The sequence below is a fragment of the Nocardioides sp. genome, assembly GCF_034670285.1.
GTDB lineage: Bacteria > Actinomycetota > Actinomycetes > Propionibacteriales > Nocardioidaceae > Nocardioides.
On record NZ_JAXMNS010000110.1, the window covers coordinates 1 to 9533 of the forward strand.

Below are 9533 nucleotides of genomic sequence, written 5' to 3' on the forward strand. Positions count from 1 at the left end.
CGTACTCGTCGTAGGCCTCGCGCGCGTGCCGACGCGCCACGGCGCGCTCCTCGAGGAAGGAGTCGTAGCCGCCGTCATAGACCGCGACCTGGTGCTGAGCGAGGTCGAGTTCGACGATGCGCGTGATGCTCCGGGCCAGGAACTCGCGGTCGTGCGAGACCAGGACGACGCCGGCGCGCAGCCCCTGCACCCAGTCCTCGAGCCGGGCGAGGCCGTCGAGGTCGAGGTCGTTGGTCGGCTCGTCGAGCAGCACCACGTCGAACCGGCTGAGCACGAGCGCGGCCAGGCCGACGCGCGCCACCTGTCCGCCCGAGAGCGAGGTCATCAGGGCGTCGGCCCCGGTCTCGACCCCGAGCCCGAGGTCGGCCAGCACCGCCGGGATGCGGTCGTCGAGGTCGGGCGCGCCGCTGGCCAGCCAGTGGTCGAGCGCGACGGCGTACGCCTCGTCGACCCCGGGCACGTCGGACCCGAGCGCGGCCGCCGTCGACTCCATCGCCTCGGTCGCTGCCGCAGCGCCCGTACGGCGCGCGAGGTAGGCCGCGATCGTCTCGCCCTCGACGCGCTCGTGCTCCTGGGGCATCCAGCCGACGAAGGCGTCGCTCGGGGCGGTCGAGACCGTGCCGGCGAGCGGCGTGACCGCTCCGGCGAGCAGGCTCAACAGGGTCGTCTTGCCGGCGCCGTTGGCTCCGACGACGCCGACCACGTCGCCCGGCGAGACGGTCAGGTCGAGGGACTCGAAGAGGGTGCGGTGGGCATGTCCCCCGGACAGGCCCTTGGCGACCAGGGTGGCACTCACGAGATGCATCCTAGGCCGCGCCGCGCGGTGCTCTAGCCTCGCGAGGTGCCTCCGATCACCCACCCACGCCTCAGCCTGCGCAAGCGACTGCTCCACCGCGGCGTCCAGTCGGCATGGGCCTGGCTCGATCGTACGGGCGAGATCGTGCCCGGCACCGAGGCGGCCGAGGCGTTCGGCAGCTTCGGCGTGGCCAGCTGCATCGGCTTCCCGACGGCGACGCTGATGAACGTCGGCTCGATCCACCTCGGCGAGCGCACGCTGGTCGGACGCCAGTCGACGCTGTCGGTCGGCTACGGCCCCGGCGAGACACACCTGCCGAGCCATGCGCTGGTGATCGGCGACCGCTGCGTCATCGGCGCCCGCGCCGCGATCACCGCGCACTCCTCGATCACGATCGGTGACGACGTGTGGTGCGGCCAGGACGTCTTCATCTCCGACGCCGGACACGGTTATCAGGAGCTCGAGACGCCGATCGGACGCCAGCTCGGCGAGCACCACCCCGTCACCATCGGCTCCGGCACGTGGATCGGCCACGGCGCGATCATCCTGCCCGGCACGACCATCGGCGAGAACGTCGTCGTGGCGGCCGGGTCCGTGGTGCGCGGCACCGTCGAGGACCGCGCCGTCGTCGGCGGGGCGCCGGCCCGCGTGATCCGCCGCTACACCGAGGGCATCGGCTGGGTCACCGCCGACGGCGACGTGCGACCCGTGCTCGCTCCGCTCGACCACGACTTCGACCACCAGACCAACGCCGGCCTGCGCCCGCAGCCCGGCCGCCACTGACAGACCCCGGTGGCGGGCTCCCGGGCGTGAGCGCGTAGACGGACGTACACACCCGGCCCGAAGTGGAAGGCGTGGCACCGGGTCACCGTTGGTGATCAGGTCAGGCTCAGGCGTCCGACAGCCTCGACACGCACGCTGAGGACATGAGCCCTCGAGACGCGTCGTTCACCCGCTCGATCCTGCGCAAGGCCCGCACCTACGTCGGCGCGGTCGTCGTCGCCACCTCGCTCCCGGCGTGACGAGCACGACGGTCACCCGGCCGGGTGGAGCACCGGGCCGGGAGCGCGCCTAGCGTCGAAGGCATGCGTTACGACTACGACGTCCTGATCATCGGGGGCGGCATGACCGCCGACGCCGCCGCCAAGGGCATCCGCGAGCACGGTTCGGACGCCACCATCGGCATCGTCGGCGAGGAGTCGACGGCCCCCTTCCCGCGCCCGGCGCTGTCGAAGAAGCTGTGGACCGACCGCGAGTTCTCTCGCGACGACGCCGCGCTCGAGACCGAGAAGGAGACCGGCGCCCACCTGCACCTCGGCTCGCCCGTGGTCTCCGTCGACGCCGACGGCCGCACGGTCACGACCGAGGCCGGCGACGTCTTCGGCTACGACCGCCTGCTGATCGCCACCGGCGGTCACCCGCGCTGCATCGACGGTCTCGAGCCGTCCGACCGGGTCCTCTACTTCCGCACGCTGGCCGACTACGAGGTGCTGCGCGAGCATGCCGCCTCGAAGCCCGAGGTGGTCGTCGTCGGTGGCGGCTACATCGGCAGCGAGATCGCGGCCGCACTCCTGGGGCACGGCTGCTCGGTGACGATCGTGCACCCCGACGCCGTGCTCGGCGGGTCGATGTTCCCCGACCCGGTCGCCCGACGTTTCGAGACACTCTTCGACGACGCCGGAGCCCGCCGCGCGCCCGGGCTCAAGGTCACCTCCGGCGAGCAGCACGGTGACGAGGTCGTGCTGCACCTCTCCGACGGGTCGTCGCTGCGCGCCGACGTCGCGGTGATCGGCCTCGGCATCGAGCCGGCCGGCGACGTCGTGGACGGCGTCGTCCGACGCTCCGACGACGGGGGCATCGTCGTCGACGAACGCCTGCAGACCTCCACGCCCGACATCTACGCGGCCGGCGACGTCGCGGAGTACCCCGACGCGATCCTCGGCCGCACCCGCGTCGAGCACGTCGACAACGCCACCACCATGGGGGCGGCCGTCGGCCGCATCCTCGTCGGTTCCGACGAGGTCTACGACCACACGCCGATGTTCTACTCCGACGTCCTCGACCACGGCTTCGAGGCTGTCGGCACGCTCGACTCCTCGCTGGAGACCGTCGTCGACGAGGTCGACGGCTTCGGCACGGTCGTCTACTACCTCGACGACGACGCGGTGCGCGGCGTCCTGCTCTGGGACTGCGACAGCGGCGTGGACGACGCCCGCGCGCTGCTCGCGCGCGGGACTCGCCCGGCCTACGCCGAGGACCTGCGCGGCACCATCGGCTGAGGGCGCCGAGCCGGCCCACTCACGGCCGGCTGCTCAGGTGCCGCAGAAGGTCGTGTAGCGCCCGAACGAGTCAGGCGCCGGCTCGGCGTACCGCTCGAGCCCGGCCCGCTCCTCGAACGGCCGGGCCAGCACCTCGCCGAGTCGCTCGAACGGTGTGAGGTCGCCCGCGGTCGCTGCGGCCAGCGCCTCCTCGACGAGGTGGTTGCGTGGGATGTAGACGGGGTTGTCCCGATCCATCAGGTCGCCGTCGGGTCCGAGGGCGAGCCAACGCTGAGCCCAGGCGTCGAATCCTGCGACGTCGAGCACCTGGTCGCGGGCCGGCGCGAGGTCGCCGCGCGCACCGTGTGCGAGGGCCCGGAACAGCTGGGTGTGGTCGGCCTGGCCGGAGATCAGGGTGAAGAGGTCCTCGACCAGCGGCTCGGTCTCCTCGGGTGAGGCCTCGGGGATGCCGAGCTTGTCGCGGACCCCGGCCGACCACGCGACGGCGTACTGCTCGCGGAAGCCGCCGAGGGCCTCGACCGCGATCTCGACGGCGCGGTCCTGCTCGTCGGCCAGCAACGGCAGCATCGCCTCGGCGAGGCGAGCGAGGTTCCACTCCGCGATGGTCGGCTGGTTGCCGTAGGCATATCGTCCGTCTGCGTCGATCGAGCTGAACACGGTCACCGGGTCGTAGACGTCGAGGAACGCGCACGGTCCGTAGTCGATGGTCTCGCCCGAGATCGTCATGTTGTCGGTGTTCATCACGCCGTGCACGAAGCCGACGAGCATCCAGCGGGCGATCAGCCCGGCCTGGGCGGTGACGACCGATCGGTAGAGCGCCAGGTGGCGGCTCGCGTCGTCGTCGATCTCGGCCAGGGTGGGGTAGTGGCGGGCGATCGCGTGGTCGGCCAGGCGTCGCAGGGTCGCGTGGTCGGGCTCCTCGAGCGCGCGGGCGTACTGAAAGCTGCCAACGCGCAGGTGGCTCGCGGCGACCCGGGCGAGGACGGCGCCCGGCAGCGGGACCTCGCGGCGCACGGTGACGCCGGTGGCCGTCACGGCCAGTGCGCGGGTGGTGGGGATGCCGAGCGCGTGCATCGCCTCGCACATGACGTACTCGCGCAGCATGGGTCCGACGGCGGCGAGCCCGTCGCCGCCGCGAGCGAACGGCGTCCGCCCCGAGCCCTTGAGGTGCAGGTCTCGCAGGTGGCCGTCGCAGTCGGTGAGCTCGCCGAGCAGCAGCGCGCGTCCGTCGCCGAGCCGCGGCGAGTAGCCGCCGAACTGGTGCCCGGCGTAGCCCTGCGCAACGGGCGTCGCCTCGTCGGGGACGTTGCCGCCGACGAGGAAGCCGAGTCCGGCGCTCGTGCGCAGCGCGGTCGGGTCGAGGCCGAGGTCGCCGGCGAGGTCCTCGTTGAGAGCGAGCAGCTGGGGTGCGGGTGCCTCGGCGGCGGTCCACGGCAGCGACAGCTCGGGCAGAGCATCGGCGAAGTGGTGACCGAGCAACGGTCGACCTGCCGGGCCTTCGTGCCCCGTCCGGACGTCTCGATCCGCGGGACTGGTCTGGACCAAGTCAAAGAAAGTCACGACACCAGGTTACGCAGGGGGGTACGGTGTGGCCGGGGAGCGAACGATGAAAGGTGACCTGACCATGCCTGAAATCCAGCTCGTCGACGCTTCCAGCCTGCGCCGGTGGGAGCGGATCCTGCGAGGGAGCATGCTCCTGGCGCTCGGCTCGCTGATCGCCGCGTCCGTGGTCATCGTGGTGCGACCCACCATCGGCAACGCCCCCGCGCCCTACGCCTACGTCGCCCCCGTGCCGGCCCTGCCGGCCCTGCCGCTGCGGCTCCCGCTCATCGAGGTCACCCCCGACGTGCTCGCCGGCCTCAGGGTCGAGGCGGCCAAGGCCCGCAAGGCGGCCCGCTCCGAGCGCCGCGACCGTCAGGACCGACGCGCCCAGCGCGAGGCCAAGGCCATCAAGAACGCTTCCGGGACCACCGGGACCACCGGGACCACCGGGAACACCGGGAACACCGGGAACGGCAGCTCTGCACCCGCGGTGGTCCAGGCCACTCCGGGTGCCTCGCCGAGCCCGGTCAGCGGCCCGAGCAGCAGCCCGGCGCCGGCGCCGCAGCCCGCTCCGGCCCCGGTCCCTGCACCCCAGCCCGTGAGCACCGAGGGCCACCGCCTGAAGGAGGTCGTCGACCCGGTCGAGAAGACGGTCAAGGAGACGACCGAAGCCGTCGTCCCCGCCGCGGTCCCGGTCGTCGACGCAGTCTTCGACGGCGTCAACGACGTGCTCAGCCGGGCTGACGTCGCGGCGCCGGAGTCGAAGAAGCAGGCGTGACCACCACGTCGTAGGTCGGGATCTCCCCGGCCCACGGCTGGCGCTCGAGCATGTCGGCGACCTTGACGACGCCGCGCTCGATCTCGCCGACCGCACCGTCGACGATGCGGTACTCCTGGCGCGGGTCGAAGAAGCGCTGCGACTCGAGCATCACCACGCGCACCTCGCCCGACTCGAAGCCGCAGCGCTCCTGCAGCGCCGCGAGCAGCTGCTCGTTGTGGAGGTGTCCCTCTCCGAAGTTCCAGCCCAGGGAGATCCCGGCGACGAACTCACCGTCGTGGATGGCGTAGCGACTCGACACCGTGTCGGGGGCCTCGTCGCAGGCGCGTGGGACCAGGCCGAAGAGCGCGCGCCCGTGGGTGTGCATCGAGCGGAACGCGTAGACCTTGTGGCTCAACGCCTTCGCCATGTCGGCGTCGTACAGCCGCTCGAGCTGGGCGCTGGGCAGCTGGGCGACCTTGACCACCGAGCCGTCGATCTTGGCGATCGCCTCGGGCGTCAGGCACCACAGCGACGTGGCCCAGTTGCCGGCGTAGTAGCGCATCGAGGGCAGGAAGGAGAACTGCTTGGGGTAGAAGTTGCCCGTCACCACGACGGCGCCGGCTGCCAGGACCAGCGCGAGGACCAGCACGGGGTGGGACATGTCGGAGACCGCGACGTCGGCGTTCTCGACGAAGAGGAAGCCGATCGCGAAGATCATGAAGACGTTCCACTCCAGGGGCACGCCCATCGGGAGCGAGGTCAGGATCTGGAGGTGGAAGGCGATCATCACGATCGCTGCGACCGTGGTGAGCCAGCCCCCGTTGGAGAGCAGCAGCACCAGCGGGACGCCGAACTCGATGACCGTGCCGCCGTGGGCGAGTCGCTCGGAGAGCTTGCCGGGGCGGAGGTCGTCGGGGAAGTCGCGGTGGAAGCGGCGCTTGATCGCCTTGGCCCGCAGGACGGGGGAGTTGCTCATCATCACCGCGACCACGTGCGGGAAGTGCTGGTTGAGCTTGGAGAACGCGGCGCCCCACCAGATGAGCACGACGATCAGCTTGAGGCCCACGATCAGGTCGGCCCCGCTGAAGAAGAACATCAGCGCGAGCGTGCCGTAGACCTCGGTGCGGGCTGCGAGGAAGATCGTCTTGTCGCGCAGGCCGATCAGGCCCAGGAAGACGAAGAGCGGCAGGAAGCGCAGTGGCTCGATGGTGCCGACGCCCGGTCCCTGGCCGGGGGAGAAGAGCAGCCACAGCGCCGAGAGGACCACGGCTAGGTAGAGCGCGACGTCGGTCATCGACCGGGTCGTGCCGGCCGTCAGCGGCACCTGGTCCGGCCACGGGGGCAGTCGGATCGTGCCGGGGCGCAGCCAGTGCAGCGGGGCACCGACCGGCGGCAGGAAGCGCAGGGTCAGCGGGCCGAAGCCGCAGCCGAGGCCGAGCACCTCGAAGAGCAGCGTGAAGATGACGACCTTCTGGAAGAAGATCGGCTCGGTCCACCAGTCGCCGACGTCACCGAGCCCGCCGATGCCGGGCGTCAGCGCCGCCACGGCGGCCGCGCCCACGGCATACAGGGCGAGCTTGAGGACGTAGAGGAACAGCACGGCGTCAGGAGTGCCGAAGCCGCCCTCGGCCCAGTCCTGGGCCATCGGCTTGATGCGTTCCATCAGCGGCTTGCGGTCCCACTCGTCGTAGTCGAGGTCGGGAAGGCGCGGCGAGATCAACCCCATGTCGTCATCACGCGCCTGACCCTAGGCCCCGCCCTCGGGCCAGTGTGGGACGCGTCACCAACCGACCGCCATGATGTGGAGGACGAATCACCCATCACCTGGAGGACAGATGCGACTCGGCATGACGCTCGACTACGCCGGCGGTTTCGGGGAGACCGTCGAGCAGCTCGTCGACTACGAGAAGGCCGGGCTCGACCTGGTGGCCGTGGCCGAGGTCTACACGTTCGACGCCGTGAGCCAGCTCGGCTACATCGCCGCGCGCACCGAGCGCCTCGAGCTGATGTCGAGCATCTTCCAGATCTACACCCGCAGCCCCTCGCTCACCGCCATGACGGCAGCCGGACTCGACTACGTCTCCGGCGGTCGCTTCACCCTCGGCCTCGGCGCCTCGGGCCCGCAGGTCATCGAGGGGTTCCACGGCATCAAGTACGACGCTCCGCTCGCCCGCACCCGCGAGGTCGTCGAGATCTGCCGCCAGGTCTGGCAGCGCCAGCCCGTCGTCCACGAGGGCAAGCACTATCAGGTCCCGCTCACCAAGGAGCACGGCGGAAGCGGTCTCGGCAAGCCGCTCAAGCTCATCAACCACCCCGTGCGCCCGCGCATCCCGGTGTCGATCGCCGCGCTCGGACCCAAGAACGTCGCGATGGCGGCCGAGATCGCCGAGGGCTGGATGCCGCTGTTCTTCCACCCGGGCAAGTGGGAGGCGGCCTTCGGGGAGTCGCTCGCCGAGGGCAAGGCCAGCCGCGACCCCGAGCTCGGCACCCTCGACATCCAGCTGCAGGTCAACTTCGCTCTCGGCGAGGCCGACCCGGCCGCGCTGGGCGCGGTGCGCGACCAGCTCGCCCTCTACATCGGCGGGATGGGGGCACGCGACAAGAACTTCTACAACCAGCTCGCCTGCCGCTACGGCTACGAGAGCGAGGCAGCCGAGATGCAGGAGCTCTACCTCGGGGGTCGCAAGGCTGACGCCGCAGCCGCCGTGCCGGACGACCTCGTACGGGCGGTCTCGCTCATCGGTGACGAGGGCTACGTCAAGGAGCACCTCGCGGAGTTCGCCGCGGCCGGGGTCACCACCCTGCTGCTGCGTCCGCTCGCGACGAGCCACGACGCGCGCGTCGCCGACGTACGCCGGTTGGCCGAGCTGGCCGCCGAGGCCTGAGGCGACTGCTCAGAGTCGTCAGTCCGTGGGTGGTGCGGCGAGGCCGTTCTGCATGCACCACACCACGGCCTGGCTGCGGGTGCGAACGTCGATGCGGCGGTAGGCCCCGCGGATGTAGGTCTTCACCGAGTTGATCGACAGGTAGAGCCGCTCGGCGATCTCGACGTTGCTGAGCCCGGCGGTGATCAGGCTCAGCACCTCCTCCTCGCGCGGGGCGAGGTGCACCCGGTCGTCGTCCAGGCCCGGGTTGACGGTGAAGTCGGTGGCGCCGGGGTCACCGGCACCACTCAGGTCGCCCCAGGCGGCCGCCTCCACGGCGGCGACGAGCTCCTCGGCCGAGGCGTCGAGCGACACACAGCCGTCGACGCCGGTCGCGAGGGCGGTGTCGGCGAGGTCGGGGCGCAGGTCGCGGGTGACGGCGAGCACCGCGACGTCGGTCTCCTTGACCATCCGGACCAGCTCGGACTCGTCACTCTCGACCAGCGCCATCACGTCGTAGAGGACGACGTCGGCGCCGTCGAGCACGAGTGAGTCGACGGCTCCCTCGGAGACCTCGAGGGCGTCGTGCTCGTCGAGCAGCGTGGTGAGGCCGGTGCGGACGACGTCGTGCTCGCTGGTGATGAGCACCCGGGTGGACCTGGTCATGGCGCTCATCCTAGTGAGGTCGCGGGGGTGCGGCACCGGGTCACCCGCAGGAGTGACTCGCGCACCGGGGCCGGTGACCTATTTTCTCGAGAACCGCGGACGCAGGACGTCTGCCCTGGAGGCATAGGGGAAGCCGGATGGATGTCGCACTGAGCGTCACCAGCGGACGCGCCAAGACCCTGGCGCTCGAGGAGCTGGCCCGCCGCGGCTACCAGGTCGCCTCGGGCCCGGTGCTGCTCGCCTACCCCTTCACGGTGCACGTCACCAACGCTCCCGACGACGCCGGCGAGGTGTTGCTCGAGGTCGTGACCGCGGTCGATGCGGGTGCCGGCCGGATCATGCTCGCCACCTGAAGCTCAGCGTCGTCGGCGACCGCTCGTCAGCAAGGGGACGGCGATCCACACCGTCGCGAAGACCAGGAGCGACAGGGTGCCGACCGCTGCGGCGACCACCGTGCCGACGATGATGTCGAAGACCAGGAACAGCACCCCGGCGCTGGTGACCGCCAGGAGAGCCAGCCCCGCCCGGGCGGTCGTGTTGGAGGCCTCGACGAGCCAGTAGCGCTGGTGCTGACGGAAGAGCACCCGGTGGAAGGCGACCGGTGCGACCACGAACACGGTCGTGAG

Annotated in this window: 10 protein-coding genes; 5 read left to right on the forward strand and 5 right to left on the reverse strand. The window is 71.2% G+C overall.

Going from position 1 to position 9533, the window contains the following annotated elements; all coding sequences use genetic code 11:
- A partial coding sequence (locus VOI19_RS07490) for an ATP-binding cassette domain-containing protein (RefSeq protein WP_323792336.1) occupies positions 1 to 796 on the reverse strand: 796 nt, incomplete at its 3' end.
- A gap of 45 nt (positions 797 to 841) precedes the next feature.
- Between VOI19_RS07490 and VOI19_RS07495 the strand changes: the two genes are divergently transcribed.
- Entirely contained in the window at positions 842 to 1579 is a 738-nt protein-coding gene (locus tag VOI19_RS07495; protein ID WP_323792337.1) for an acyltransferase, read from the forward strand.
- Positions 1580 to 1881: 302 nt separating this feature from the next.
- Positions 1882 to 3075, forward strand: a complete 1194-nt coding sequence (locus VOI19_RS07500) for an FAD/NAD(P)-binding oxidoreductase (protein ID WP_323792338.1) — start codon at positions 1882 to 1884, stop codon at positions 3073 to 3075.
- 33 nt (positions 3076 to 3108) lie between these two features.
- Here VOI19_RS07500 and VOI19_RS07505 read toward each other — a convergent pair whose 3' ends face one another.
- Complete coding sequence (locus VOI19_RS07505; RefSeq protein ID WP_323792339.1) at positions 3109 to 4635, reverse strand: protein adenylyltransferase SelO; 1527 nt, start codon at positions 4633 to 4635, stop codon at positions 3109 to 3111.
- Positions 4636 to 4699: 64 nt separating this feature from the next.
- Here VOI19_RS07505 and VOI19_RS07510 point away from each other — a divergent pair, with 64 nt between their 5' ends.
- Positions 4700 to 5395 carry a hypothetical protein gene (locus tag VOI19_RS07510; RefSeq protein WP_323792340.1) on the forward strand — a complete coding sequence of 232 codons (696 nt, stop codon included), beginning with the start codon at positions 4700 to 4702 and terminating at the stop codon, positions 5393 to 5395.
- Here VOI19_RS07510 and VOI19_RS07515 read toward each other — a convergent pair.
- Positions 5349 to 7103, reverse strand: coding sequence for a DUF3556 domain-containing protein (locus VOI19_RS07515; protein WP_323792341.1), 1755 nt, complete (start codon positions 7101 to 7103; stop codon positions 5349 to 5351). The genes VOI19_RS07510 and VOI19_RS07515 overlap by 47 nt on opposite strands.
- A gap of 121 nt (positions 7104 to 7224) precedes the next feature.
- Between VOI19_RS07515 and VOI19_RS07520 the strand changes: the two genes are divergently transcribed.
- Positions 7225 to 8262, forward strand: a complete 1038-nt coding sequence (locus tag VOI19_RS07520) for an LLM class F420-dependent oxidoreductase (protein ID WP_323792342.1) — start codon at positions 7225 to 7227, stop codon at positions 8260 to 8262.
- An 18-nt stretch (positions 8263 to 8280) separates the two neighbouring features.
- Here VOI19_RS07520 and VOI19_RS07525 read toward each other — a convergent pair whose 3' ends face one another.
- Entirely contained in the window at positions 8281 to 8907 is a 627-nt protein-coding gene (locus VOI19_RS07525; RefSeq protein WP_323792343.1) for a response regulator transcription factor, read from the reverse strand.
- Between the two features lie 137 nt (positions 8908 to 9044).
- On the opposite strand from VOI19_RS07525, the gene VOI19_RS07530 reads away from it, so the two are divergent.
- A complete protein-coding gene (locus tag VOI19_RS07530) occupies positions 9045 to 9260 on the forward strand; it encodes a hypothetical protein (RefSeq protein ID WP_323792344.1) in 216 nt (71 codons plus the stop codon).
- Positions 9261 to 9263: 3 nt separating this feature from the next.
- On the opposite strand, the gene VOI19_RS07535 is transcribed toward VOI19_RS07530, so the two are convergent.
- On the reverse strand, positions 9264 to 9533 hold a 270-nt coding region (locus VOI19_RS07535; protein ID WP_323792345.1), incomplete at its 5' end, for a DUF6328 family protein.

Bases quoted from the DNA above. Each gene is read 5' to 3' on its own strand.
- VOI19_RS07520 (WP_323792342.1), top strand. From the start codon at position 7,225: ATGACGCTCGACTACGCCGGCGGTTTCGGGGAGACCGTCGAGCAGCTC.
- VOI19_RS07525 (WP_323792343.1), bottom strand. From the start codon at position 8,907: ATGACCAGGTCCACCCGGGTGCTCATCACCAGCGAGCACGACGTCGTC.
- VOI19_RS07515 (WP_323792341.1), bottom strand. From the start codon at position 7,103: ATGGGGTTGATCTCGCCGCGCCTTCCCGACCTCGACTACGACGAGTGG.
- VOI19_RS07500 (WP_323792338.1), top strand. From the start codon at position 1,882: ATGCGTTACGACTACGACGTCCTGATCATCGGGGGCGGCATGACCGCC.
- VOI19_RS07530 (WP_323792344.1), top strand. From the start codon at position 9,045: ATGGATGTCGCACTGAGCGTCACCAGCGGACGCGCCAAGACCCTGGCG.
- VOI19_RS07510 (WP_323792340.1), top strand. From the start codon at position 4,700: ATGCCTGAAATCCAGCTCGTCGACGCTTCCAGCCTGCGCCGGTGGGAG.